Annotated in this window: 23 protein-coding genes; 15 read left to right on the top strand and 8 right to left on the bottom strand. The window is 58.4% G+C overall.

Annotation, left to right across the window (positions count from 1 at the left end):
- Positions 1 to 5: 5 nt before the first annotated feature.
- The 3 genes from hslU (at position 6) to rraA (ending at position 2908) form a co-directional block, all read left to right on the top strand.
- The gene (gene hslU / locus HMPREF3140_RS23210) at positions 6 to 1340 is read left to right on the top strand and encodes an HslU--HslV peptidase ATPase subunit (protein WP_002882917.1); all 1335 of its coding nucleotides are present in this window, start codon (positions 6 to 8) and stop codon (positions 1338 to 1340) included.
- A 69-nt stretch (positions 1341 to 1409) separates the two neighbouring features.
- Positions 1410 to 2330, top strand: a complete 921-nt coding sequence (menA, locus tag HMPREF3140_RS23205; protein WP_009309732.1) for a 1,4-dihydroxy-2-naphthoate polyprenyltransferase — start codon at positions 1410 to 1412, stop codon at positions 2328 to 2330.
- A gap of 92 nt (positions 2331 to 2422) precedes the next feature.
- On the top strand, positions 2423 to 2908 hold the full coding sequence (rraA, locus tag HMPREF3140_RS23200; protein WP_002882913.1) for a ribonuclease E activity regulator RraA: 486 nt from the start codon (positions 2423 to 2425) through the stop codon (positions 2906 to 2908).
- Positions 2909 to 2969: 61 nt separating this feature from the next.
- On the opposite strand, the gene pfkA is transcribed toward rraA, so the two are convergent.
- From pfkA to cpxP, 3 genes are all read right to left on the bottom strand, one after another.
- Positions 2970 to 3932 (bottom strand): 6-phosphofructokinase, encoded by a 963-nt coding sequence (gene pfkA / locus HMPREF3140_RS23195; RefSeq protein WP_002882911.1) that lies wholly within the window; start codon positions 3930 to 3932, stop codon positions 2970 to 2972.
- A gap of 196 nt (positions 3933 to 4128) precedes the next feature.
- On the bottom strand, positions 4129 to 5031 hold the full coding sequence (gene fieF / locus HMPREF3140_RS23190) for a CDF family cation-efflux transporter FieF (protein WP_002882907.1): 903 nt from the start codon (positions 5029 to 5031) through the stop codon (positions 4129 to 4131).
- Between the two features lie 158 nt (positions 5032 to 5189).
- Positions 5190 to 5693, bottom strand: coding sequence for a cell-envelope stress modulator CpxP (cpxP, locus tag HMPREF3140_RS23185; RefSeq protein WP_004178004.1), 504 nt, complete (start codon positions 5691 to 5693; stop codon positions 5190 to 5192).
- Positions 5694 to 5842: 149 nt separating this feature from the next.
- On the opposite strand from cpxP, the gene cpxR reads away from it, so the two are divergent.
- Together cpxR and cpxA are read left to right on the top strand one after the other, a co-directional pair.
- The gene (cpxR, locus tag HMPREF3140_RS23180) at positions 5843 to 6541 is read left to right on the top strand and encodes an envelope stress response regulator transcription factor CpxR (protein ID WP_002882901.1); all 699 of its coding nucleotides are present in this window, start codon (positions 5843 to 5845) and stop codon (positions 6539 to 6541) included.
- Entirely contained in the window at positions 6538 to 7911 is a 1374-nt protein-coding gene (cpxA, locus tag HMPREF3140_RS23175) for an envelope stress sensor histidine kinase CpxA (RefSeq protein WP_002882898.1), read from the top strand. Before cpxR ends, cpxA begins: the two co-directional genes overlap by 4 nt.
- A gap of 67 nt (positions 7912 to 7978) precedes the next feature.
- On the opposite strand, the gene yiiM is transcribed toward cpxA, so the two are convergent.
- Together yiiM and sodA are read right to left on the bottom strand one after the other, a co-directional pair.
- Positions 7979 to 8653 (bottom strand): 6-hydroxyaminopurine reductase, encoded by a 675-nt coding sequence (gene yiiM / locus HMPREF3140_RS23170; RefSeq protein WP_002882896.1) that lies wholly within the window; start codon positions 8651 to 8653, stop codon positions 7979 to 7981.
- A gap of 72 nt (positions 8654 to 8725) precedes the next feature.
- The gene (gene sodA, locus HMPREF3140_RS23165; protein WP_002882894.1) at positions 8726 to 9346 is read right to left on the bottom strand and encodes a superoxide dismutase [Mn]; all 621 of its coding nucleotides are present in this window, start codon (positions 9344 to 9346) and stop codon (positions 8726 to 8728) included.
- 289 nt (positions 9347 to 9635) lie between these two features.
- Between sodA and rhaT the strand changes: the two genes are divergently transcribed.
- Positions 9636 to 10670, top strand: coding sequence for an L-rhamnose/proton symporter RhaT (gene rhaT, locus HMPREF3140_RS23160; RefSeq protein WP_002882892.1), 1035 nt, complete (start codon positions 9636 to 9638; stop codon positions 10668 to 10670).
- A 32-nt stretch (positions 10671 to 10702) separates the two neighbouring features.
- On the opposite strand, the gene rhaR is transcribed toward rhaT, so the two are convergent.
- Both rhaR and rhaS (HMPREF3140_RS23150) read right to left on the bottom strand, forming a co-directional pair.
- A complete protein-coding gene (gene rhaR / locus HMPREF3140_RS23155) occupies positions 10703 to 11548 on the bottom strand; it encodes an HTH-type transcriptional activator RhaR (RefSeq protein ID WP_070553124.1) in 846 nt (281 codons plus the stop codon).
- Positions 11549 to 11621: 73 nt separating this feature from the next.
- Positions 11622 to 12458: an HTH-type transcriptional activator RhaS gene (gene rhaS / locus HMPREF3140_RS23150; RefSeq protein WP_032412677.1), complete on the bottom strand. Its 837-nt coding sequence runs from the start codon at positions 12456 to 12458 to the stop codon at positions 11622 to 11624.
- A gap of 310 nt (positions 12459 to 12768) precedes the next feature.
- Here rhaS (HMPREF3140_RS23150) and rhaB point away from each other — a divergent pair, with 310 nt between their 5' ends.
- The 9 genes from rhaB to rhaM all read left to right on the top strand — a co-directional run bounded on the left by rhaB (position 12769) and on the right by rhaM (position 22750).
- Positions 12769 to 14235 carry a rhamnulokinase gene (gene rhaB / locus HMPREF3140_RS23145; RefSeq protein WP_032412674.1) on the top strand — a complete coding sequence of 489 codons (1467 nt, stop codon included), beginning with the start codon at positions 12769 to 12771 and terminating at the stop codon, positions 14233 to 14235.
- A complete protein-coding gene (rhaA, locus tag HMPREF3140_RS23140) occupies positions 14232 to 15491 on the top strand; it encodes an L-rhamnose isomerase (RefSeq protein WP_032412671.1) in 1260 nt (419 codons plus the stop codon). Before rhaB ends, rhaA begins: the two co-directional genes overlap by 4 nt.
- A 149-nt stretch (positions 15492 to 15640) precedes the next feature.
- A complete protein-coding gene (gene rhaD / locus HMPREF3140_RS23135) occupies positions 15641 to 16471 on the top strand; it encodes a rhamnulose-1-phosphate aldolase (protein WP_002882882.1) in 831 nt (276 codons plus the stop codon).
- A gap of 81 nt (positions 16472 to 16552) precedes the next feature.
- Entirely contained in the window at positions 16553 to 17539 is a 987-nt protein-coding gene (gene rhaS, locus HMPREF3140_RS23130) for a rhamnose ABC transporter substrate-binding protein (protein ID WP_002882880.1), read from the top strand.
- 145 nt (positions 17540 to 17684) lie between these two features.
- Positions 17685 to 19196 carry a sugar ABC transporter ATP-binding protein gene (locus tag HMPREF3140_RS23125; protein WP_004150373.1) on the top strand — a complete coding sequence of 504 codons (1512 nt, stop codon included), beginning with the start codon at positions 17685 to 17687 and terminating at the stop codon, positions 19194 to 19196.
- A complete protein-coding gene (locus tag HMPREF3140_RS23120) occupies positions 19193 to 20200 on the top strand; it encodes an ABC transporter permease (RefSeq protein WP_074195536.1) in 1008 nt (335 codons plus the stop codon). Before HMPREF3140_RS23125 ends, HMPREF3140_RS23120 begins: the two co-directional genes overlap by 4 nt.
- A complete protein-coding gene (locus HMPREF3140_RS23115) occupies positions 20197 to 21201 on the top strand; it encodes an ABC transporter permease (protein WP_002882873.1) in 1005 nt (334 codons plus the stop codon). Before HMPREF3140_RS23120 ends, HMPREF3140_RS23115 begins: the two co-directional genes overlap by 4 nt.
- An 89-nt stretch (positions 21202 to 21290) precedes the next feature.
- Positions 21291 to 22439: a lactaldehyde reductase gene (gene fucO / locus HMPREF3140_RS23110; protein WP_032412666.1), complete on the top strand. Its 1149-nt coding sequence runs from the start codon at positions 21291 to 21293 to the stop codon at positions 22437 to 22439.
- Positions 22436 to 22750 carry an L-rhamnose mutarotase gene (gene rhaM / locus HMPREF3140_RS23105; protein ID WP_002882870.1) on the top strand — a complete coding sequence of 105 codons (315 nt, stop codon included), beginning with the start codon at positions 22436 to 22438 and terminating at the stop codon, positions 22748 to 22750. The genes fucO and rhaM overlap by 4 nt, the downstream gene beginning before the upstream one ends.
- Before the next feature lie 37 nt (positions 22751 to 22787).
- On the opposite strand, the gene HMPREF3140_RS23100 is transcribed toward rhaM, so the two are convergent.
- A complete protein-coding gene (locus tag HMPREF3140_RS23100) occupies positions 22788 to 24053 on the bottom strand; it encodes an MFS transporter (protein WP_004181617.1) in 1266 nt (421 codons plus the stop codon).
- Positions 24054 to 24080: the final 27 nt, after the last annotated feature.

The raw sequence follows: 24080 nt of genomic DNA, 5'->3' as shown, positions 1-24080 counted from the left end.
CTCCCATGTCTGAAATGACCCCACGCGAAATTGTCAGCGAACTGGACAAACACATTATCGGTCAGGACGCCGCCAAGCGTTCTGTTGCTATCGCCCTGCGTAACCGCTGGCGTCGGATGCAGCTTAACGAAGAGCTGCGTCATGAAGTCACGCCGAAAAACATTCTGATGATCGGCCCAACCGGCGTCGGTAAAACCGAAATCGCCCGTCGTCTGGCAAAACTGGCTAACGCGCCGTTTATCAAAGTTGAAGCGACGAAGTTCACCGAAGTGGGCTATGTCGGTAAAGAAGTGGACTCCATCATCCGCGATTTGACCGATGCGGCGATCAAAATGGTTCGCATGCAGTCCATCGATAAGAACCGTTACCGCGCGGAAGAGCTGGCGGAAGAGCGCGTGCTTGACGTGCTGATCCCACCGGCGAAGAACAACTGGGGCCAGACTGAGCCGTCGCAGGAACCGTCTGCAGCGCGCCAGGCGTTCCGTAAAAAACTGCGTGAAGGCCAGCTGGACGATAAAGAGATTGAAATCGATCTCGCTGCGGCGCCGATGGGCGTTGAAATCATGTCCCCTCCGGGCATGGAAGAGATGACCAGCCAGCTGCAGTCTATGTTCCAGAACCTCGGCGGCCAGAAGCAGAAACCGCGTAAGCTGAAAATCAAAGACGCGATGAAGCTGCTGATTGAAGAAGAAGCGGCCAAACTGGTCAATCCGGAAGAGCTGAAGCAGGAAGCCATCGACGCTGTAGAGCAGCACGGTATCGTCTTTATCGACGAAATCGACAAAATCTGTAAGCGCGGCGGCAATACCTCCGGCCCGGACGTCTCCCGCGAAGGCGTACAGCGCGACCTGCTGCCGCTGGTGGAAGGCTGCACCGTCTCCACCAAACATGGGATGGTCAAGACCGACCACATCCTGTTTATCGCCTCCGGCGCATTCCAGGTGGCCAGCCCATCCGATCTGATCCCGGAACTGCAGGGGCGTCTGCCGATCCGCGTTGAGCTGAAGGCGCTGACCACCCACGACTTCGAGCGCATCCTGACCGAGCCGAATGCCTCCATCACCGTGCAGTACAAGGCGCTGATGGCGACCGAAGGGGTGAACATCGAATTCACCGAAGACGGCATCAAGCGCATCGCCCAGGCCGCATGGCAGGTAAACGAAACCACCGAGAACATCGGTGCGCGTCGCCTGCACACCGTGCTGGAGCGCCTGGTGGAAGACATCTCCTATGATGCCAGCGAGATGAACGGCCAGACCGTCACTATCGATGCCGAATATGTGAGTAAACACCTGGATGTTCTGGTGGCAGATGAAGATCTGAGCCGTTTTATCCTATAATCCGGTGCAATGCATTTTCATCACTGTTGATGGGGGCTATCGCCCCCATTTTTATTGGCTAAAATAACTATGACTGATATCAGCCGTTCACAGGCGTGGCTGGAAAGCCTGCGTCCTAAAACGTTACCGCTGGCATTTGCCGCGATTATTGTTGGCACCGTCCTTGCCTGGGAGCAGGGCCATTTTGATCCCTGGGTTGCCCTGCTGGCGCTGATCACCGCCGGCTTGCTGCAAATTCTTTCCAACCTCGCCAATGACTACGGCGACGCGGTTAAGGGGAGCGATAAACCGGATCGCATCGGGCCGCTGCGCGGGATGCAGAAAGGGGTGATTACCCCCCAGCAGATGAAGCGCGCCCTGATCGTCACCGTCGTACTCATCTGCCTGTTTGGTCTGGCGCTGCTGTGCGCCGCCTGGCAGAGCGTCGGCGATTTCATCGGCTTCCTCGCCCTGGGAGGCCTGTCTATCGTGGCCGCCATCACCTACACGGTGGGCACCCGTCCGTATGGATATATTGGTCTGGGTGATATCTCAGTACTCGTTTTCTTCGGCTGGCTGAGCGTCCTCGGCAGCTGGTATCTGCAAGCCCATAATGTGGAAGCGGCCATTTTTCTGCCGGCGACAGCCTGCGGTCTGCTGGCGACCGCCGTGCTAAACATCAATAATCTGCGCGATATCGACAGCGACCGGCAGAACGGGAAGAACACTCTCGCCGTGCGCCTGGGCCCGGTCAATGCCCGCCGCTATCATGCCTGCCTGCTGCTCGGCGCCCTGCTGTGTCTGGCGCTATTTAACCTGCTGACGCTGCATTCAGCCTGGGGCTGGCTGTTTATTCTCGCCACGCCGCTGCTGGTGAAACAGGCGCGCTACGTCCTGCGCGAATCCGATCCGCTGGCGATGCGGCCAATGCTCGAAAAGACGGTCAAAGGGGCCTTACTGACCAACCTGCTGTTTGTTATCGGAATTATTGCCAGTAAGCTGATGGCTTAACTGACAAATATCAATTAACAATTGATGATTTTGCCAACAATGCGATTCGCGGGATATACTAAAAACTCTCGCAGCAACTGAACGTTAAGCCTATGAAATACGATACTTCCGAGCTTTGTGACATCTACCAGGAAGATGTCAACGTCGTGGAACCGCTGTTCTCTAACTTTGGAGGACGGTCGTCGTTTGGTGGACAGATCATTACGGTTAAATGTTTCGAGGATAACGGGTTGCTCTACGATCTGCTCGAGCAGAATGGCCGTGGTCATATTCTCCTGATCGACGGCGGCGGCTCAGTACGACGCGCGTTAATTGACGCTGACCTGGCGCGTCTGGCCGTCCAGAATGAATGGGAAGGGTTGGTGGTCTATGGCGCGGTGCGCCAGGTTGACGACCTTGAGGAGCTGGACATTGGTATTCAGGCGCTGGCGGCTATTCCGGTCGGCGCGGCTGGCGAAGGCATCGGCGAAAGCGACGTGCGCGTCAATTTCGGCGGGGTGACTTTCTTCTCCGGCGACCATCTGTATGCCGATAACACCGGGATGATCCTGTCGGAAGACCCGCTGGATATCGAATAAACCTTCCGCCATAAAAAAGGCCTTCTCCATGAGAAGGCCTTTTGTTTATCCGGCGCGTAACTTAGTACAGTTTCTTCGCGCAATCCAGCCAGTCGTTCTTGAACGGACGCTTCATGTTCTCGATGGCATCGATGATGTCGTGGTGCACCAGCTTCTCGTTCTGGATGCCGACGCAACGGCCGCCATGGCCCTGCAGCAGCAGCTCAATCGCATAGGCGCCCATGCGGGAAGCCAGGATGCGGTCGTAAGGAACCGGGGAACCGCCGCGCTGAATGTGGCCGAGGACGGTGGCGCGAGTTTCACGGCCAGTCTCTTTCTCGATGTAGCTTGCCAGCTCGTCAACGTCGCACATGTGCTCGGTGATGGCCACGATAGCGTGTTTTTTCCCTTTCGCGATACCGGCTTTGATTTCTGCCACCAGATCGTCACGGGTATATTCCACTTCAGGCACCATGATGAACTCACAGCCGCCGGCAATCGCCGCCGCCAGGGTCAGGTCGCCACAGTAACGGCCCATCACTTCCACCACGGAGATACGCTGGTGCGAAGAGGAGGTGTCGCGCAAACGGTCAATCGCTTCCACCACGGTGCTCAGGGCAGTAAAGAAGCCGATGGTGTAGTCAGTGCCTTTGATATCGTTGTCGATAGTGCCCGGCAGGCCAATGCATGGGAAGCCCATCTCGGTCAGGCGCATCGCCCCCATATAGGAACCGTCACCGCCGATAACCACCAGCGCGTCCAGGCCGCGCTTCTTCATGTTTTCGATAGCCACAGCGCGGATGTGTTCTTCGCGGAATTCCGGGAAGCGAGCGGAGCCCAGGAAGGTGCCGCCGCGGTTGATCATGTCGGAAACGCTGTAACGGTCGAGCTGAACCATACGGTCTTCATACAATCCGAGGTAACCGTCATAGATTCCAAAAACTTCCAGACCTTCCGTTAATGCCGCGCGCACAACGCCACGAATTGCTGCGTTCATGCCCGGCGCATCACCGCCACTTGTCAACACACCGATTTTCTTAATCATGACTACCTCTGAACTTAGGAAGCAAAAAATAATTCTGTTGCCTGAAGCGCTCCCTCACCAGGAGTGCACGACGCTAATGACAATAGTATATCAAACGCCTCAAGCTGAATTGATTCAGGTCAGACCAAACGGCGGTAATTTATACAAAAAATGCCGATCTGCCCCACATTTTTACATCGAGTTTACAGACTATAACCTAACGCTCAAAAAAGCCCTGCTGCGCCGCTGGCACCACAGAGCTGGGATCCTGATGGATAATGACATCGGACCCCGGGAAACGGCGCAGAATCGCCTGCTCCACCTGGTCTGCAATCACGTGGGCTTGCACCAGCGGGAGGTTATCTTCCATTTCCAAATGAATCTGAATAAAGCGGGTCGGCCCTGACTGCCGCGTTCGTAGATCGTGCGCCCCGCGGATGCCGGGCCATGCGGTCACGATGGTGATAATGTCCTGACGCTCCTCGTCAGGCAAGGCGCGGTCGAGTAGTGACTGAACCGCCTCATAGCCCATCCGCAGCGCGCTATATAAAATATAGATGCCAATCCCCAGGGCAAACAACGCGTCGGCGCGATGCCAGCCGTACCAGGAGAGGCCCAGCGCCACCAGAATGGCGCCGTTCATCATAACATCAGACTGATAATGAAGCATATCCGCCCGCACCGCCTGGCTCTGGGTTTTTCGCACCACCCAGCGCTGGAAAGTCACCAGCGCCAGCGTACTAACGAGGGCGATCAATGTGACGACGACCCCGACGCCGGCGGCCTGCAGCGGCTCCGGACGCACCAGGTGCTGAATGCCGGTGAGAAACAGGAACAGCGCCGAGCCGGAGATAAACATGCTTTGCGCCAGCGCCGCCAGCGACTCCGCTTTGCCATGACCAAAGGTATGTTCTTCATCAGCAGGCTGTAGCGAATAGCGAACCACCAGCAGGTTGGTCAGCGAGGCGGCAATGTCCACCAGCGAATCCACCAGCGCAGCCAGAATACTGACAGAACCGGTATACCACCACGCAAAAATTTTGATCAAAAGTAACGCGGAGGCCATAGCCGTCGCGGCGATAGCGGCGCGACTGACCAACCGGCCATAAGATTGATTCATATAGGCTCCTTCTCCTGCAATGCGCTTAGTATAACCCGAACTTGTGACGCTCACGGGATAGGCGAAGGAGTTGATTTACCGTAAAAAGGGCAAAAAAAACCCCCACATCATGTGGGGGAAGACAGGGATGGTGTCTATGGCAAGGAAAACAGGGTTTGTTACTGGGGTTGCAGGGTGTTGCTACTACTCGAAAGCATCATCGCTGAGCCTTTCTGCATCCTTGCAACCTCACGCAACTGATCCATACGCTGCTGGTGCTTAGCATTTAAAACCGCTTGCTGCTCTGGCGTAAGCAGGTGGTACATCTGGTTGCGAACCTTAGCCATCTCGACCTGGCGGGCAACCTGTTCCTGCGCCATCTTTTCTGCCTGAGCGCGCACAGCGTTTTCATCAAAATTTTCTGCGGTGACAAGGCGATGCATCGTCTCCATTTCGCTAACATTAACGGGGAGCCTGTCGTGGCGTGCCCGTTGCATAAGATCCCGTAACTGCTGACGTTGCTGCTCGGTTAAACTTATGCCGTCAAACATATGGCTTTGGCTACCGCGCTGTCCCCCTTCGTCTCCGGGGAGCCAGTTAACGCTGGTAACGACTTCAGCGGCCTGGCTATATGCACTTAGCGCCAGCGTTGAGGCCATGACGGCAGCGATAACATTGCGCATCACATACTCCCAAAACGTTTGTGTCGCGATTCAACGAGAGACAGTCTACGATTCAGGCTGCAAACATGCGTCAGGGGGTGTAAAACAACGTAAAGTCATGGATTAGCGGGCCTTGATGACGTAATTTCTGCCTCGGAGGTATTTAAACAATGAATAAAATCCTGTTAGTTGATGATGACCGGGAGCTCACCTCCCTGTTAAAAGAGCTGCTCGATATGGAAGGTTTTAACGTGCTGGTGGCCCATGATGGGGAACAGGCGCTGGCCCTTCTGGACGACAGCGTTGATTTATTGCTGCTCGACGTGATGATGCCGAAGAAAAACGGTATCGATACGCTGAAAGAGCTGCGTCAGACACACCAGACTCCGGTTATCATGCTAACAGCGCGCGGAAGCGAGCTGGATCGCGTTCTCGGCCTCGAGCTGGGCGCGGATGACTATTTGCCTAAGCCATTCAACGATCGCGAGCTGGTGGCCCGTATACGCGCGATTCTGCGCCGTTCCCACTGGAGCGAGCAGCAGCAGACGACCGAAGCCGGCTCACCAACCCTGGAAGTGGATGCCTTAAGCCTCAATCCGGGCCGCCAGGAAGCCAATTTCGATGGCCAGACGCTGGAGCTCACCGGCACCGAGTTCACCCTGCTCTATCTGTTAGCGCAGCATCTCGGTCAGGTAGTCTCACGTGAGCATTTAAGCCAGGAAGTGTTAGGCAAGCGCCTGACGCCGTTCGACCGCGCCATCGATATGCATATTTCCAACCTGCGGCGTAAGCTACCGGAGCGCAAAGATGGCCATCCGTGGTTTAAAACGCTGCGTGGCCGCGGGTATCTGATGGTTTCCGCTTCATGATTGGAAGTTTGACTGCACGCATCTTCGCCATCTTCTGGCTCACGCTGGCGCTGGTGTTGATGCTGGTGCTGATGTTGCCCAAACTGGATTCCCGGCAGATGACCGAGCTGCTGGAAAGCGAGCAGCGTCAGGGCATCATGATCGAGCAGCACGTCGAGGCCGAGCTGGCCAACGATCCGCCAAACGACCTGATGTGGTGGCGTCGTTTGTTTCGCGCCATCGATAAATGGGCGCCTCCGGGACAACGCCTGCTGCTGGTGACCAGCGAAGGCCGCGTGATCGGCGCAGAACGCAACGAGATGCAGATCATTCGTAACTTTATCGGCCAGGCCGATAACGCCGATCATCCGCAGAAAAAACGCTATGGCCGCCTGGAAATGGTGGGCCCGTTTTCCGTCCGGGACGGGGAGGATAACTATCAGCTCTATCTGATTCGTCCCGCCAGCACCTCACAATCCGACTTTATCAACCTGCTGTTTGACCGGCCGCTGCTGCTGCTGATCGTCACGATGCTGGTCAGCGCCCCGCTGCTGCTGTGGCTGGCGTGGAGCCTGGCGAAACCGGCGCGTAAGCTGAAAAATGCCGCCGATGAAGTCGCCCAGGGCAACCTGCGCCAGCATCCGGAGCTGGAAGCCGGGCCGCAGGAGTTTTTAGCCGCTGGCGCCAGTTTTAACCAGATGGTGACGGCCCTGGAGCGGATGATGACCAGCCAGCAGCGGCTGCTGTCCGATATCTCGCACGAGCTGCGCACGCCGCTTACGCGCCTGCAATTGGGTACCGCCCTGCTGCGTCGCCGCAGCGGAGAGAGCAAGGAGCTGGAGCGTATCGAAACCGAAGCGCACCGGCTGGACAGCATGATCAACGACCTGCTGGTGATGTCGCGCAATCAGGCGAAAAACGCCCTGGTCAGCGAGACGGTGAAAGCCAATCAGCTATGGAACGAAGTGTTGGACAATGCAGCGTTTGAAGCTGAGCAGATGGGGAAATCTTTCACCGTTGAGTATCCGCCGGGCCCATGGCCGCTGTACGGTAACCCCAATGCGCTGGAAAGCGCGCTGGAGAATATCGTGCGCAACGCCCTGCGCTACTCGCATACGAAAATTTCCGTCAGCTTCTCGGTGGATAAAGACGGGATTACGGTTAACGTCGATGACGACGGCCCGGGAGTCAGCCCGGAGGATCGCGAACAGATTTTCCGGCCATTCTACCGGACCGACGAGGCGCGCGACCGCGAGTCCGGCGGCACCGGCCTGGGGCTGGCGATTGTCGAAACCGCTATTCAGCAGCACCGCGGCTGGGTGAAGGCCGACGACAGCCCGCTGGGTGGTCTGCGTTTAACAATCTGGCTGCCGCTGTATAAACGAACCTGACGCCGACCCGGCCTGCGCTGTGCGGCGCTGCGCCGGGAGCATCCCCGGGAATACTTAATATGGGGGATTATTTCCCCCATAATCTCCGCGAACTATCCTCTATCTTGCCGCTTAAACGCCGTTTCTGCATCGTTCGGCTCCAGCTAACAGACAGGCCCGCTGCCGACAATAAGCGGTGGTACTGATCATCATCAAACGGCATCTGCCAGGCAATCGCCCCGGCCTCATGAACGCTGACATCACTCAGCCGGGAAACCAGCTCGAGCGGCGCATCGCTGGAAACTTGCCCTCCGGCAATCACCCGGTACAGCCAGCCGGTTTTTCCGCTGTTTTGCATCAGCTGCGCCATATCATTGATCGCAAAATGAAAGTTGAGCTTGAAGCACGGCGATCGCGGCTGGGTGACCTGGATCAGCGCCTCGCCCCAGCGAAAGATATCGCCGATATAAACGTTTTGCTCGGTAAGCCCGGTGGTGGAGAGGTTTTCGCCGAACGCCGGCGCGCAGAACCGCTCGGCCTGCTGGGGGAAGTCACGGATCCAGTCGGCATAGTGTTCGCGCGGATAATGACACAGCGCGCGGTCCGGCCCGCCGTGGATTTTCTTCTCCGCCTGCTGGTCCCCATCGAGACCGAGATCGCCGAGCTGCAATTCTCCGTCGACCTGGATTTTGTCGATCGCGCTGGGGCGACTGCCCGCGTAGTCCCTGATTTTGCCGACAAAGACATTCACCGGATAATGCATGGCTGCTCTCCTTGCTACAGATATAAAAAAAGCGAGTCATCAGACTCGCTTCTCTTTTAGCGCAATGCAACCTTATTTTTTGGCGGCAAAACGCGCTGCAGCTTCGTCCCAGTTCACTACGTCCCAGAAGGCTTTGATGTAGTCCGGGCGGCGGTTCTGGAATTTCAGGTAGTAAGCGTGTTCCCAGACGTCCAGGCCGATAATCGGGAAGCCGGAAGCGCCGGAAATGGCTTCGCCCATCAGCGGGGAATCCTGGTTGGCGGTGGAGACAACGGCCAGTTTGTCACCTTTCAGGACCAGCCACGCCCAGCCGGAGCCGAAACGGGTAGCAGCGGCTTTTTCGAATTCCGCTTTAAAGTTCTCCACGGAACCGAAATCGCGCTCGATAGCCGCTTTCAGGTCGCCCTGCAGGGTGGTACCGGTTTTCAGGCCTTTCCAGAACAGGCTGTGGTTCGCGTGGCCGCCGGCGTTGTTACGCAGTACGGTTTTTTTGTCAGCCGGCAGCTGATCCAGCTTGGTAATCAGCTCTTCAGCGGACAGGTTAGCGAACTCCGGCAGGCTTTCCAGCGCGGCGTTGGCATTGTTCACGTAGGTCTGGTGGTGTTTAGTGTGATGGATCTCCATCGTCTGCTTGTCGAAGTGCGGTTCCAGAGCATCGTAAGCGTAAGGCAGGGATGGCAGGGTATAGCTCATAATCATCTCCATTATTGTCGAGCGGCTCAAGTGTTAACGCCGCGTAAGCAGTTTGTCCATTATAGTTAATTAAATGGTATTGAAAATGCTTATCAATGCCGTATTTTTCATATGGATATAACCAGAAGAAATACCCGTCGTTTTGTGATGTAGAACAACTAATTAAGCCCATGGTTGCCAGGGTTCGCCATCCTGTGGCAACGTCCTGAAGGCGGCCAAAGCGGCCAATTTTTACACTCATCCCATCGGAAGCCGCCGTCTCCGATAAAAAAAGATGAGGATAAAATCAATGAACCACGCGATTACGATGGGTATTTTTTGGCATTTGATAGGGGCCGCCAGTGCCGCCTGTTTCTATGCCCCGTTCAAGAAAGTAAAACACTGGTCGTGGGAAACCATGTGGTCGGTCGGGGGGATCGTCTCCTGGCTGATTCTGCCCTGGGCCATCAGCGCCACGCTGTTACCCGACTTCTGGGCCTACTACCGCTCTTTTAGCGCCTCCACGCTGCTGCCGGTCTTTCTGTTCGGCGCCATGTGGGGCATTGGTAATATCAACTATGGCCTGACCATGCGCTATCTTGGCATGTCGATGGGGATTGGCATCGCCATTGGCATCACGCTGATTGTCGGCACGCTGATGACGCCGATTATTAACGGTCAGTTTGCAGTGCTGATGCACACCCAGGGCGGTCAAATGACGCTGCTCGGCGTGCTGGTGGCGGTGATTGGCGTCGGCATCGTCACCCGCGCAGGCCAGCTGAAAGAGCGCAAAATGGGCATCAAAGCCGAAGAGTTCAATCTGAAGAAAGGGCTTCTGCTGGCGGTAATGTGCGGTATCTTCTCCGCAGGGATGTCGTTCGCGATGAACGCCGCCAAACCGATGCATGATGCCGCCGCGGCGCTCGGCGTCGACCCGCTGTACGCAGCGCTGCCAAGCTACGTGGTGATTATGGGCGGCGGGGCGCTGGTTAACCTTGGCTTCTGCTTTATTCGTCTGGCGAAAGTGAAGAACCTGTCAGTTAAAGCCGATTTCTCGCTGGCCAAACCGCTTATCATCAGCAACCTTCTGCTCTCCGCCCTCGGCGGTCTGATGTGGTATCTCCAGTTCTTCTTCTATGCCTGGGGCCACGCCAGCATTCCGGCGCAGTATGATTATATGAGCTGGATGCTGCACATGAGTTTCTACGTGCTGTGCGGCGGTGTGGTGGGTCTGGTGCTGAAGGAGTGGAACAACGCCGGCCGTCGTCCGGTGAGCGTCCTGAGCCTCGGCTGCGTGGTGATTATCATCGCCGCCAATATCGTCGGTCTGGGAATGGCCAGTTAATCACCGGATCATCTGCCTGACAACGACGCTCTTCAGGCGGCGGCGCGACTGCGCTGCCGCCATTGCCCCGGCGACATGCCGATTTCCCGGCTAAAAACCACCGAAAAGTAGTTACTATCCTCAAAGCCGCACTGCATGGCGATATCGCCGATTAAGCGCTCGGTATGCTGCAGCAGATACTGCGCATGGCAGATCCGCAGCTGGCGTAAATAGTGATTGATGATCATCCCGGTTTGCTGGCGAAACTGCTGGCGAAGCGCCCGCTCGCTGCCGCCCTCCTGCTCGCAGAAACGCTCCAGAACAAAGGGGCGGCTAAGGCTGGCCGCCAGCGCGGCCAGCAGTTTGTCCAGCAGCGCTTCGCGCTGCGTCGCCGCGGGATCATCCGTCGCGTAGCGATGGCGCTGCAACGTCAGCGCCAGCTGGGCAAAAAGCAGTTCGGCCATCGCATTTCCCTGCGCGTCGCGCCGGGCGCACTCATGCTCAAGCTGGCTAATCACCTGGCGCGCCTGCGCCATACCGGTGCTGCCCATGCGCCAGTGGGGCTTCCACGGCGTACCGAAGAGGCCAGGGATTGCCCCGGCCCAGTCAAAATTGAGCTGCAGCCGCTCCGGGCAATAGATGATGTTCTGCAGAACCAGATCGTTAACGGAAGCATAGGAGTGTTTATCTTCGGCGCGAATGTAGAACAGATCGCCGCGGGTAATGCGCCAGGGGCGATCGTTAAGGACGTGCAGCCCGTTGCCTCGCCACACCAGCACCAGCTCGCAGAACTCATGGGTATGTTCGGCAAAGACATTTTGCGGGTAGCGGTCTGCCACCGCCACTGCCTGTGTGGCGGAAGGGAAAAACTCCTCTTTACGTAAAATCAGACCGGCCACGGCTCACACTCCAAACGCGGATAACGGCGCATTATTCGCGTTTTTAGTCTGCAATACGTTGACTCTTCTCGCGTTACTGAAGAATGGCGTCGCGCCCCTGGCGGATATCGCGCGGCGACCAGTCGAACTCCCGGCGAAAAAGCGTCGAAAAGTGGTTACTGTCGCCGAAGCCGCAGCGATAAGCGATATCAGTCACGCTTTCATCGCTGTGGCGCAGCAGGTGGCGGGCTTTCATCAGGCGCACCCGATTAAGATAGCGCTGTGGTGTCAGACCGGTCTGCTGCTTCAGCTGGCGGTGCAGCGTACGCAGCGACAGCGAAAACTGCGCCGCCACCTCCTCCCAGCAGATCTCCTGCGCAAAATGGTCTTCAAGCCAGGCCAACAGCTGATTCAGCCGCGCATCGTTGTTGGTGGCCTCTTCCGCAAGGCTGCTTTTACGTAACAGCACCAGCAGCTGCATAAACAGGATCTCACGGCTGGCGACGGCATGAGTATCCGTATCGCTCCCCACGGCCTCGATCTGCGCCACGATATGCCGCACCTGTTGCAGGACGGTTTGATTCACCCGCCAGTGCGAGGGGTAGTTTCCTTCCTGTTCCTGGGGCAGTAGTTGACTGACCCCGGCGAGAAAGCGAAACGCATCCGGCGCGCGATAGAGCACATTGGTCAGACACAGATTATCCGTGTGCTCGTAAAGATGGCGGTCGTGATCGCGGATAAAACAGACCGAACCGCCGCCAATGGTGTAGGGCTGGCCATTGAAGACGTGAATACCCGATCCCTGCTCCACGATAACTATTTCATGGAAATCATGGTGATGTTCCGGAAAGGCCGACTGAGGGAGGCGGGGTTCAATAGCCACCGACGAGATCCCGGCCTTAAAGAAATCCGTACTGTGCAATATGGTCATGATGCCACCCTCGTAATGAGAAAAATTATCAGTCACCGGCTGATAGTAATGAAGGGTTGGCTATCCGGCCTTCAATTTTTGACCGCGAAATTCGTAAATCCTGCCGCTTTTTCAAGAATCAGCCGGAAAGATGCGGAACTGCGGAGGCCATCACATCCCCCTCGCCATCCCCTAAAACCGCAAACTGTGATGTCCCTCACGGTCACCTTTGCTTTCTTGCCAGCGGCCAGTTTTGGCTGTCCGTAGCGAGAAGGTGTCAGTAAACGGCCTTTTTTAGACTGCGGACAATGATTTTAAGAAGGATCGTTTCATGAGTATTCGTCATTGTGTCGCTGTCGATTTAGGCGCCTCCAGCGGGCGGGTGATGCTCGCCAGCTATCAGCCCGGGCCGTGCGCCCTGACGCTGCGCGAAATTCATCGCTTCACCAATAGTCTGCAGAAAGTAGACGGCTTCGACTGCTGGGATGTAGATAGCCTGGAAGGCGAGATCCGCCGCGGGCTGGAGAAAGTGTGTGAGCAGGGCATTCTGATAGACAGTATCGGCATCGATACCTGGGGGGTAGATTATGTCCTGCTGGATAAGCAGGGTCAGCGCGTCGGGCTGCCGATCTCCTATCGTGACGACCGCACCCAGGGCCTGCTGCGTCACGCTGAAGCGCAGCTGGGCCGGGCGGAAATCTATCGCCGCAGCGGCATTCAGTTTCTGCCGTTTAATACGCTTTATCAGCTGCGCGCGCTGGTGGAGCAGCAGCCGGAGCTGGTCAGTCAGGCTGCCCATGCCCTGCTGATCCCCGACTATTTCAGCTTCCGCCTGACCGGCAATCTGAACTGGGAATATACCAACGCCACCACCACCCAGCTGGTCAATATTAACAGCGATAGCTGGGATGAGACGCTGCTGAACTGGACCGGCGCGCCGTTGGCGTGGTTCGGAAAGCCGACCCACCCCGGCAATGTGATAGGCCACTGGATCTGCCCGCAGGGTAACCGAATTCCGGTAGTCGCTGTCGCCAGCCACGACACCGCCAGCGCGGTGATCGCCTCCCCGCTGGCCGACCGCCATGCCGCCTATCTCTCCTCCGGCACCTGGTCGCTGATGGGGTTTGAAAGCCTGACGCCGTACACCTGCGACGCGGCGCTGCAGGCCAATATCACCAACGAAGGCGGAGCCGAAGGCCGCTATCGGGTGCTGAAAAATATCATGGGCCTGTGGCTGCTGCAGCGGGTGCTAAAAGAGCAAAACGTCAGCGACCTGCAGGGGCTGATCGCCCGCACCGCCGCGCTACCGGCGTGCCGCTTCATAATTGACTGCAACGATGACCGCTTTATCAACCCGGCCAGTATGAGCGCCGAGATCCAGGCCGCCTGTCGCGACGCCGGGCAGTCGGTTCCTGAAAGCGATGCCGAACTGGCGCGCTGCATTTTCGACAGCCTGGCGCTGCTCTACGCCCGGGTGCTTAACGAGCTGGCGGCGCTGCGCGGCCACCCCTTCAGCCAGCTGCATATCGTCGGCGGCGGCTGTCAGAACACGCTGCTCAACCAGCTGTGCGCTGACGCCTGCGGGATCGCCGTCGTGGCCGGCCCGATAGAGGCCTCCACCCTCGGCAATATCGGCATCCAGTTAATGACCCTCGACGAGCTGGCCAATGTCGATGAGTTTCGTCAGGTAGTGCGCGGCAACGCGGCGCTCACCACTTTTACCCCCAATCCTGATAGTGAAATTGCCCGTTTCGTGGCGCAGTTTCAGCCACAACAGACCAAGGAGCTTTGCGCATGACCACTCAACTTGAACAAGCCTGGGAAATTGCTACGCAGCGCTACGCCGCCGTCGGCGTGGATGTCGAGGAGGCCCTGCGCCAGCTGGACCGTCTGCCCGTCTCCATGCACTGCTGGCAGGGTGACGACGTCGCCGGTTTCGAAAACCCGGCGGGAAGCCTGACCGGCGGTATCCAGGCGACCGGCAACTACCCGGGCAAAGCGCGCAATGCAGAAGAACTCCGCGCCGACCTTGAGCAGGCGCTGAGCCTGATCCCGGGGCCAAAGCGTCTCAATCTGCACGCTATTTACCTGGAATCCGACGCGCCGGTAGCGCGCAATGAGATTAAGCCGGAGCACTTTAAAAACTGGGTTACGTGGGCGAAAGCCAACAAACTGGGGCTGGATTTCAACCCCTCCTGCTTCTCGCATCCGCTGAGCGCCGACGGCTTTACCCTGTCGCACGCCAACGATGAGATTCGCCAGTTCTGGATCGACCACTGCAAAGCCAGCCGCCGCGTATCCGCTTATTTTGGCGAACAGCTGGGCACGCCGTCGGTGATGAATATCTGGGTGCCGGACGGCATGAAGGATATTACCGTTGACCGCTTCGCCCCGCGCCAGCGGCTGCTGAACGCCCTTGATGAGGTGATCAGCGAGAAGCTCGACCCGGCGCACCATATCGACGCCGTGGAGAGCAAGCTGTTCGGCATCGGCGCCGAAAGCTACACCGTCGGCTCAAACGAGTTCTATATGGGTTACGCCACCAGCCGTCAGACGGCGCTGTGCCTCGATGCCGGCCACTTCCATCCGACGGAAGTGATCTCCGACAAGATCTCCGCCGCCATGCTCTACATCCCGCGCCTGCTGCTGCACGTCAGCCGCCCGGTGCGCTGGGACAGCGACCACGTGGTGCTGCTGGATGATGAAACCCAGGCCATCGCCAGCGAAATCATTCGCCATAACCTGTTTGACCGCGTACACATCGGCCTCGACTTCTTCGATGCCTCCATCAACCGCATCGCGGCCTGGGTGATTGGCACCCGCAATATGAAAAAAGCGCTGCTGCGCGCCCTGCTGGAACCGACCGCCCAGCTGCGCCAGCTGGAGAACGATGGCGATTACACCGCCCGCCTGGCGCTGCTCGAAGAGCAAAAATCGCTGCCGTGGCAGGCCATCTGGGAGATGTACTGTCAGCGTCACGACACGCCGGCGGGCAGCCAGTGGCTGGACAGCGTACGGGCTTATGAGAATGCGGTTCTGAGCCAGCGCGGGTAATGCACGAGCTTCCCCGGGTCGCGGCTGACGCCTTACCCGGGCTACGAACCGGTAGCCCGGGTAAGGCGTTTACGGCGCAATCCGGGGGCACGCACATATTTAGGGTGAGGGGGTCAACCCCGCACCGAATCAACAGGAAAGACAAGACTATGCAGACCATTATCGACGCCTGGTTCGTCCAGGGCATGATCAAAGCCACCTCCGACGCCTGGCTGAAAGGCTGGGACGAACGCAACGGCGGCAACCTGACGCTGCGTCTGGATGAAGCGGATATCGAACCTTACGCGGCGGATTTCCACGCCAAACCGCGCTATATCGCCCTCAGCCAGCCGATGCCAACCCTGGCCAACCAGCCGTTTATCGTCACCGGCTCCGGCAAATTCTTCCGTAACGTCCAGCTCGACCCGGCCGCTAACCTCGGCGTGGTGAAGGTCGACAGCGACGGCGCGGGATACCATATCCTGTGGGGCCTGACGGAGGATGCCGTCCCGACCTCCGAGCTGCCGGCACACTTCCTGTCGCACAGCGAGCGCATCAAACTGACCGGCGGCAAAGACCGGGTGATCATGCACTGCCATGCCACCAACCTGATCGCCCTGACCTATGTTCTGGAGAACCACAGCGATCTTTTCACCCGTAAGCTGTGGGAAGGTAGCACCGAATGTCTGGTGGTCTTCCCGGATGGCGTCGGCATTCTGCCGTGGATGGTGCCGGGCACCGATGAAATCGGCCAGGCGACCGCCGAAACCATGCAAAAACACTCGCTGGTGCTGTGGCCGTTCCACGGCGTCTTCGGCAGCGGCCCCACGCTGGATGAGACCTTCGGCCTGATCGATACCGCCGAGAAGTCCGCCGAAGTGCTGGTGAAAGTCTTGTCGATGGGCGGGATGAAGCAGACCATCACCCGCGACGAGCTTATCGCCCTTGGCAAACGCTTCAACGTGCAGCCGCTGCAGTCCGCTTTAGATCTTTATCCATAACAACATCGCGCCCCGCTCACCGAGACGGGGCGAAATATCACCTGCAAACCCTACAAAACTAACTCATGTGGAGTAAAAGCAATGAAAACAAAGACAAGCTTGATCCTCACCGTTGCCGCCCTGGCGTTGTCCGGTTCCGCCTTAGCCGAAGTTAAAATCGCCCTTGTGGCGAAATCGCTGGGAAATGGCTTCTTCGAAGCCGCCAACGTTGGCGCCCAACAGGCAGCCAAGGAGTTAGGTGATGTCAAAGTGATCTACACCGGCCCGACCACTACCACCGCCGAGGCGCAGATCGACGTGCTGAACGGGTTGATCGCCCAGGGGGTGGATGCGATCGCCATTTCCGCCAACGATCCGGACGCGGTGGTGCCGGTGCTGAAAAAAGCGATGCAGCGCGGCATCAAGGTGGTCTCATGGGACTCCGGCGTGGCGCCGGCAGGCCGTCAGATCCATCTTAACCCCTCAAATAACGCCTTAATTGGCGAAACCAACGTCAAGCTTGCCGCCGATGCGCTGCAGGCGCTGAACGTTGAGAAAGGCGAGGTGGCCGTGTTAAGCGCCACCCCAACCTCCACGAACCAGAACATCTGGATTGAGGAGATGAAAAAGGTGCTACCGCAGTATCCGTCGGTGCAGCTGGTCACCGTCGCCTACGGTGACGATCTGTCGGATAAAAGCTACCGCGAAGCGGTGGGTCTGCTGAAATCATATCCGGACCTGAAAGTCATTGTCTCGCCGTCGTCGGTGGGGATTGTTGCCGCCGCGCAGGCGGTGAAGGACCAGGGCAAAATCGGCAAAGTGTATGTCACCGGGCTGGGGCTGCCGTCGGAAATGGCCGGCGCGATCAAGTCCGGCGCCAGCAAAAGCTTCGCCATCTGGAACCCGATTGACCTGGGCTACGCCGCCACCTATCTGGCCGACGATTTAGTCAAAGGCACGGCGACCAAAACCGAAGCCAGTATGGGCAAGCTGGGCAAAGTGAAGCTGGACGCCGAGGGGAATGGCGCGATGGCCAAGCCGTTTGTCTACGATGCGAGCAACATCGATAAGTTCTCGAAAATTTTCTAATCCTTGTTCCCTCACCCCGGCCCTCTCCCGGAGGGAGAGGGGGAACGGCTGGCCCTCTGCGCGATGCGGCCAGCGGACGCCGGACCGTTCCCTCGCCCCTGTGGGGGAGGGTTAGGGTGAGGGGTGATTTTTGTGGAGAACTATCATGTCAGCATCAACGCCACTGCTGTCGCTGAAGGGGATCACCAAGATTTTTCCCGGTGTGCGCGCCCTTGAGAACGTGCAGCTTGATCTCTGGCCCGGCAAAGTGACCGCCTTAATTGGCGAAAACGGCGCGGGGAAATCCACGCTGGTCAAAGTGATGACCGGTATTTATCAGCCCGAAGAGGGCGAGATCCTCTATAAAGCGATCCCCATTCATCTGCCAACGCCGGAGTCGGCGCATAAGGTAGGGATCACCGCCATTCACCAGGAAACCGTGCTGTTTGACGAACTCTCGGTCAGCGAAAACATTTTCGTCGGCCAGTATCTGTATAAGGGACTGCTGAAAACGCTCGACTGGCCGGCGATGCACCGCAGAGCCAACGAGATCCTCACCCGGCTGGAAGTCCAGATCGACCCGCGAGCCACGCTGAAAACCCTCAGCATCGCCCAGCGTCACATGGTGGCGATTGCCCGGGCGCTGGCTTTCGACGCCCAGGTGGTGATCCTCGATGAGCCGACCGCCGCGCTTTCCCAGCATGAAATCCTCGAGTTTTATCACATCGTTGAGCGTCTGAAGCAGGACGGCAAAGCGATCCTGTTTATCTCGCATAAGTTCGATGAAATCTTCGAGCTGGCCGATTATTACACCATCCTGCGCGATGGGGTGTACGTCAGCTCCGGGGCGATAAGCGACATCACCGAAGAGCGGATGGTGTCGATGATGGTGGGCCGGGCGATCAGCCAAACCTACCCGAAAGTCGACTGCACCCCCGGAGAAACGGTGCTGGAGGTGACCGATCTCTGTCATCCTACCGAGTTTGCCCATATCAGCTTCCGCCTGCGCAAGGGAGAAATTCTCGGCTTTTACGGCCTGGTGGGCGCCGGACGCACCGAGCTGATGCAGGCGCTCTCCGGTGTCTCGCGCCCCTCCTCCGGCGAGATCCGCCTGAACGGCAGAACCATGCGCTTTCACCAGCCCGCCGACGCCATCCGCGCGGGCATCGTCTGCGTGCCGGAAGAGCGGCAGAAACAGGGAGCGATCATCGCCCTGCCTATCGCCCAGAACATCAGTTTACCGCAGCTCAGCAAGCTCAACCCTAACGGCGTCCTGAACGACGCCCGGGAATGGCGGCTGGCCGACGAGTACGCCTCGCGCCTGCAGGTAAAAGCCTTCAGCTGGCGGCAGCCGGTGGAGACCCTCTCCGGCGGCAACCAGCAAAAAGTGGTGATTGGCAAATGGCTGGCGACCCAGCCCGAGGTGATCATTCTCGATGAGCCGACCAAAGGCATCGATATCGGCTCAAAGGCCGCCGTGCATCAGTTTATGTCCGAGCTGGTCAGCCAGGGGCTGGCGGTGATTATGGTGTCGTCAGAGCTGCCGGAAGTGATGGGCATGGCCGACCGGATTATCGTAATGCACGAAGGGCTGATGGTCGCCGAGTACCGGGCCGGGGAAGCGACAGCGGAAACCATCGTTAGCGCCGCCAGCGGCATCGGCCAGGAGGCAGCATGATGGGACACGCATGGCTGAAACATCGCGAAGCGCTGCTGGCGGTGGTCATCATTTTGATGATCGGTGCCATCGGCAGCCGGGCGCCGTCGTTCGTTTCACCGGGCAATCTGGTGGAGATGTTTAACGATACCGCCATCCTTATCATCCTCGCCCTCGGGCAGATGATGGTGTTGCTCACCAAAGGCATCGATCTGTCGATGGCCGCCAACCTGGCGCTGACCGGGATGATCGTCGCCCTGCTTAACGCCCACTATCCGGGTATTCCGGTGGTGGCGCTGCTGGCGCTGGCAACCCTGCTGGGCCTGCTGATGGGGATGATTAACGGCCTGCTGGTCTGGCGCCTCGGCATTCCCGCCATTGTGGTGACCCTGGGCACCATGAGCATTTATCGCGGCATTATCTTCTTGCTGACTGACGGCGGCTGGGTTAACTCACATCAGATGAGCGCTGATTTTCTCAGTCTGCCGCGCAGCCCCCTCCTGGGGCTGCCGCTACTGAGCTGGTGCGCCATCGCCGCGCTGCTGCTGGTGGGTTATTTCCTGCGCTACAGCCGCACCGGCCGGGCCTTATACACCGCGGGCGGCAATGCGACGGCGGCATACTACACCGGCATTAACGCCGGGAAAATGCAGTTCGTCAGCTTCTGTCTCTCCGGCGCGCTGGCCGGCTTCTGCGGCTATCTGTGGATCTCGCGCTTCGCCGTCGCCTATGTCGACGTCGCCAACGGTTTTGAACTCCAGGTGGTCGCCGCCTGCGTGATCGGCGGTATCAGCACCATGGGCGGAAGCGGACGGGTGCTGGGCTGCCTGTGCGGCGCGCTGTTCCTCGGGGTCATTAATAACGCCCTGCCGGTGATCGGCATCTCGCCCTTCTGGCAGATGGCGATTTCCGGGGCGGTGATCGTCATGGCGGTGCTGCTCAACGAGCGCGGCAATCGCGGTCACGGGCGGTTAATCCTGCGCAACGCGGCGTTACCCCGACAGAAACAGGCGGTGAAATCATGAGCAAAATGATGGTATCTGAAGAGATGAAAAACGCCCCGGCCGCGCCGTCGCCGCTGCGCCGCCTGCTGTGCTGGGAAGGGTTTTTACTGGCGGTCACCCTGGCGGTATTTATCGGCAACGCCGTGGCTTCCCCGTACTTCCTCAATATCTGGAACCTGTCGGACGCCACCTTTACCTTTACCGAGAAGGCGATCGTCGTCCTGCCGATGGCGATGCTGATTATCGCCCGGGAAATCGATCTGTCGGTAGCCTCGACGATGGCGCTCAGCTCAACGGTGATGGGCTTCTGCGCGGCAGCGGGGATGGACACTCCGCTGCTGGTGGTCATCGGCCTGGGCGTAGGTCTGCTGTGCGGCCTGTTCAACGGCTTGCTGGTGACCCGCTTTAACCTGTCGTCCATTGTGATCACCATCGGCACCATGAGCCTGTATCGCGGCATCACCTATATCCTGTTGGGCGATCAGGCACTCAATCACTATCCGGAGAGCTTTGCCTGGTTCGGCCAGGGGTACGTGTGGGGGGCGCTCTCTTTTGAGTTTGCGCTGTTTATCCTCCTCGCGGCCGCCTTCACCTTCCTGCTGCATAAAACCAACTTTGGTCGCCGGACCTACGCCATCGGCAATAACCCGACCGGCGCCTGGTTCTCTGGGATCAACGTTAAGCGTCATAACCTGGTGCTGTTCGCGCTGGTCGGGCTGATGGCCGGGCTGGCGGCGGTCCTGCTGACCTCACGGCTCGGCAGTACCCGCCCCACCCTGGCGATGGGTTGGGAGCTGGCGGTTGTCACCATGGCGGTGCTCGGCGGCGTCAATATTCTCGGCGGCTCCGGCAGCATGCCCGGGGTGATCATTGCCGCCTTTCTGATGGGGCTGGTGACCTTCGGCCTGAGCCTGCTGAACGTCCCCGGCATCGTGATGTCGGTGATTATCGGCGCCATGCTGATCGTGGTGATCTCCCTGCCGATTATTACCCGGCGGATGATGCAGCGAAGACGATGTTAATTTCCCCCTCACCCTGGCCCCCTCCCTGCGGGAGAAGGTCGGGGTGAGGGGAAACGGATTTCCCAAAATCAACATTAAGGAGAATTATCATGAGTTTTATGTTGGCACTACCTAAAATCAGCCTCCACGGCGCAGGCGCGATCGGTGATATGGTCAAGCTGGTAGCGGGCAAACAGTGGGGCAAGGCGCTGATCGTCACCGACGGTCAGCTGGTGAAGCTGGGCCTGCTGGACAGCCTGTTCGCCGCGCTGGATGAACAGCAGATGGCTTATCAGCTATTTGACGAGGTATTCCCCAACCCCACCGAAGCGCTGGTGCAGCAAGGCTATGCGGCTTACCAGGCGGCCCGCTGCGATTACCTGATCGCCTTCGGCGGCGGTAGCCCGATTGATACCGCCAAAGCGATAAAAATCCTCACCGCAAACCCAGGCCCCTCCACCGCCTACTCCGGCGTCGGCAAAGTGAAAAACGCTGGCGTGCCGCTGGTGGCCATCAACACCACCGCCGGCACGGCGGCGGAGATGACCAGCAACGCGGTAATTATCGATAGCGAGCGGCAGGTGAAAGAGGTGATTATCGACCCGAACCTGATCCCGGATATCGCCGTCGACGACGCCAGCGTGATGCTCGACATTCCGCCAGCCGTTACCGCCGCCACCGGCATGGATGCCCTGACCCACGCCATCGAGGCCTTTGTCTCCGTTGGCGCCCATCCCCTGACCGACGCCAACGCTCTCGAGGCCATTCGTCTGATTAACCTGTGGCTGCCGAAAGCGGTAGACGATGGGCACGATCTGCAGGCCCGCGAGCAGATGGCCTTTGGCCAGTATCTGGCGGGCATGGCGTTCAACAGCGCCGGTCTCGGGCTGGTACATTCCCTGGCCCATCAGCCTGGCGCCACCCATAATCTGCCGCACGGGGTATGCAACGCCATCCTGCTGCCGATCATCGAAAACTTTAACCGCCCGAACGCGGTGGCGCGCTTTGCCCGCGTGGCGCAGGCGATGGGCGTCGATACTCGCGGCATGAGCGATGAAGCTGCCAGCATGGAGGCCATCAATGCCATCCGCACGCTGAGCAAACGCGTAGGGATCCCCCAGGGTTTTAGCCAGCTTGGCGTCAGCAAAGCCGATATCGAAGGCTGGCTGGATAAAGCGCTGGCCGACCCATGCGCGCCGTGTAACCCGCGCCCCGCCAGCCGCGATGAGGTTCGCGAGCTCTATCTGGAGGCCTTATGATCCGTAAAGCCTTCGTCATGCAGGTGAACCCCGACGCGCACGAGGAGTACCAGCGCCGCCATAACCCCATCTGGCCGGAGCTGGAGGCAGTGTTGAAGGATCACGGCGCGCACCACTACGCCATCTATCTCGATAAAGAACGCCATCTCCTGTTCGCGACGGTGGAGATTGAATCGGAAGCCCGCTGGGAAGCGGTCGCCAGCACGGAAGTATGCCAGCGTTGGTGGAAATACATGCGCGAGGTGATGCCCAGCAACCCGGACAACAGCCCGCTGAGCGCGGAGCTCAAAGAAGTGTTTTATCTGGCGTAAAAATAACTGGCCTCCCTCCAGACGGGAGGCCGGTCGATTAAACGGTCATTGCATTATCGCGCAGCGGCTCGGTTTTCGTCTTACCCGCTAACGTAAACGCGGAGATTAAGGTGACGGTCAGGGCAATACCGCCGAGGATCATATAGGTATCCTGAAAGCCGATCCGATCGTACATATTGCCGGCGAAAGCGGAGAGAAAGATCGCCGCCACCTGCTTGGCGAACTGGAAGCCCACCAGATAAATGGTCGCCGACAGCCGGACGTCAAACACGCCGGTGATGTATTTAAAGGCGCCCACCAGCAGGAACGGCACCTCCAGCGCATGGAGCATTTTCAACGCTACGACTTCCGCGGCGGTGGTGGCGAAGGAAGAGCCAATCATTCTTGCCGCCATCACCATCCCGGCGATCAGCAGGGTATTCTTCGCTCCGATACGGTTAATAATCCACGGCGAGCTGAACATAATGATGGCGTTACATATTTCTCCCGCGGTGGTGGCGAAACCAAAGGCGCGGGTGCCCGCTTCCGGGGTCGCGAAGAACGATTTGAAGAAGGTGGCGAACTGCTGATCGAAAACGTCATACACGCAGGCCACGCCGATAACATACAGAATAAACATCCACATCTTACGCTGGCGGAACATGCGCACCGCCGTTTTTAAATCGATCGCCGGGCGATTGGCGCCGAGCGAGTCCATTACCTGCGCGGACTGACTGGCCTGCGGTTTGGCGATGGCCACCAGCACCACCAGCAGCAGCGCGGCGGCCGACCCCATCCAGAACACCCATTCGGGATTAATGCTGAACAGCATTCCGGCGGTAGTCGCGCACAGCGCCCATCCCAGGCAGCCAAAGGTGCGCGCCTTGCCGTATTCAAACCCGCTGTTGCGGCTTACCCGTTCGATATAGGCCTCCATCGCGCCGGCGCCTGCGGAGAATACAAAGCCGATATAGGCGCCGCCGCTCAGCGCCCCGAGCCAGATATTGGTTTTCAGCAGCGGAGCGAAAACATAAAGGAAGAAGGGAGCAATCAGCACCAGCAGAACGGTCACGATCCACATCAGGTGTTTTTTCAGCCCCAGCTTGTCAGAGATCACTCCGAGGATCGGCTGGAAACAGATGGCGAACAGCGACAGGCTGGAGAAAACGAGGCCGGTTTCGGTTTTATTCAGGCCGATGACGTCCGACAGCCAGATCGGCAGAAACGGAAAGCAGGTGGCCATGATGAAGAAGTAGAGAAAGAAGAACAGCCCGAAAATCCAGAAGTTGGGGTTGTTTTTGTGGGTACAGACGGTCGGGTTCATTATATTTTCCTCAAGAAGGGCCGCAGC

The organism is Klebsiella sp. HMSC16A12, from assembly GCF_001808265.1.
Taxonomy (GTDB): Bacteria; Pseudomonadota; Gammaproteobacteria; order Enterobacterales; family Enterobacteriaceae; genus Klebsiella; species Klebsiella pneumoniae.
The sequence above is the reverse complement of the archived record's forward strand: the minus strand, read 5'-3'. Positions and strand labels throughout refer to the sequence as shown.

Coding starts and splice junctions, on each gene's coding strand:
- hslU (WP_002882917.1), top strand. CDS start 6: ATGTCTGAAATGACCCCACGCGAAATTGTCAGCGAACTGGACAAACAC.
- menA (WP_009309732.1), top strand. CDS start 1,410: ATGACTGATATCAGCCGTTCACAGGCGTGGCTGGAAAGCCTGCGTCCT.
- rraA (WP_002882913.1), top strand. CDS start 2,423: ATGAAATACGATACTTCCGAGCTTTGTGACATCTACCAGGAAGATGTC.
- pfkA (WP_002882911.1), bottom strand. CDS start 3,932: ATGATTAAGAAAATCGGTGTGTTGACAAGTGGCGGTGATGCGCCGGGC.
- fieF (WP_002882907.1), bottom strand. CDS start 5,031: ATGAATCAATCTTATGGCCGGTTGGTCAGTCGCGCCGCTATCGCCGCG.
- cpxP (WP_004178004.1), bottom strand. CDS start 5,693: ATGCGCAATGTTATCGCTGCCGTCATGGCCTCAACGCTGGCGCTAAGT.
- cpxR (WP_002882901.1), top strand. CDS start 5,843: ATGAATAAAATCCTGTTAGTTGATGATGACCGGGAGCTCACCTCCCTG.
- cpxA (WP_002882898.1), top strand. CDS start 6,538: ATGATTGGAAGTTTGACTGCACGCATCTTCGCCATCTTCTGGCTCACG.
- yiiM (WP_002882896.1), bottom strand. CDS start 8,653: ATGCATTATCCGGTGAATGTCTTTGTCGGCAAAATCAGGGACTACGCG.
- sodA (WP_002882894.1), bottom strand. CDS start 9,346: ATGAGCTATACCCTGCCATCCCTGCCTTACGCTTACGATGCTCTGGAA.
- rhaT (WP_002882892.1), top strand. CDS start 9,636: ATGAACCACGCGATTACGATGGGTATTTTTTGGCATTTGATAGGGGCC.
- rhaS (WP_032412677.1), bottom strand. CDS start 12,458: ATGACCATATTGCACAGTACGGATTTCTTTAAGGCCGGGATCTCGTCG.
- rhaB (WP_032412674.1), top strand. CDS start 12,769: ATGAGTATTCGTCATTGTGTCGCTGTCGATTTAGGCGCCTCCAGCGGG.
- rhaA (WP_032412671.1), top strand. CDS start 14,232: ATGACCACTCAACTTGAACAAGCCTGGGAAATTGCTACGCAGCGCTAC.
- rhaD (WP_002882882.1), top strand. CDS start 15,641: ATGCAGACCATTATCGACGCCTGGTTCGTCCAGGGCATGATCAAAGCC.
- rhaS (WP_002882880.1), top strand. CDS start 16,553: ATGAAAACAAAGACAAGCTTGATCCTCACCGTTGCCGCCCTGGCGTTG.
- HMPREF3140_RS23125 (WP_004150373.1), top strand. CDS start 17,685: ATGTCAGCATCAACGCCACTGCTGTCGCTGAAGGGGATCACCAAGATT.
- HMPREF3140_RS23120 (WP_074195536.1), top strand. CDS start 19,193: ATGATGGGACACGCATGGCTGAAACATCGCGAAGCGCTGCTGGCGGTG.
- HMPREF3140_RS23115 (WP_002882873.1), top strand. CDS start 20,197: ATGAGCAAAATGATGGTATCTGAAGAGATGAAAAACGCCCCGGCCGCG.
- fucO (WP_032412666.1), top strand. CDS start 21,291: ATGAGTTTTATGTTGGCACTACCTAAAATCAGCCTCCACGGCGCAGGC.
- rhaM (WP_002882870.1), top strand. CDS start 22,436: ATGATCCGTAAAGCCTTCGTCATGCAGGTGAACCCCGACGCGCACGAG.
- HMPREF3140_RS23100 (WP_004181617.1), bottom strand. CDS start 24,053: ATGAACCCGACCGTCTGTACCCACAAAAACAACCCCAACTTCTGGATT.